This window comes from Bacillus cereus group sp. BfR-BA-01430 (genome assembly GCF_022663115.1).
GTDB lineage: Bacteria > Bacillota > Bacilli > Bacillales > Bacillaceae_G > Bacillus_A > Bacillus_A cereus_BD.
In genome coordinates this window covers 1-516 of record NZ_JAKUEW010000066.1, presented here as the reverse complement: position 1 = coordinate 516, position 516 = coordinate 1, and the positions used below count along the sequence as shown (strand labels likewise).

The window sequence follows — 516 nt, the reverse complement described above, 5'->3', positions numbered from 1 at the left end:
GAAGTAATAACAGAAGAACAGTCGCAGAAGTTAATTGGTCAATATGATAAATTAGCTAACACAATTATTGAAAAAACCAACGCAAGGCAGCAAAAAGAAATTGAAGGACTTAAAAAATTCTTTGCGGATTCGTATGTTTTAACTTCTGAAGAAGAAAACAAACGTATAGAACAATTGAATCAACACTATGAACAAGAAAAATTAAAAACACAAGAAAAAGAGAATAAAATCAAAGAAATTCTTCAAACAGCTGCGCAAGAAAAACGAGAATTGACCACATCAGAAAGGATTTCTATACAGGCTTTACAAGATGAGATGGATAGAGTTGCGGTTGAACACATGACCAAGAACCAAATGGAACAAAAGGTCATCTTGGAAAATATGCGTGTACAAGCTAGTGAAATTACAGCTAGACAAGCAGCGGAAGTTGTTCAAAATAGCGCTAAAGCACGCGATAAAGTCATTGAAGATGCGAAAAAGACGCGTAACGACAAAATAGAAGAAGCTATTCGTCAG

1 pseudogene is annotated in these 516 nt (G+C 34.9%); it reads left to right on the top strand.

Annotation, left to right across the window (positions count from 1 at the left end):
- Window positions 1-516, top strand: a pseudogene (locus MR058_RS22945) (phage tail tape measure protein); the annotation flags it as partial.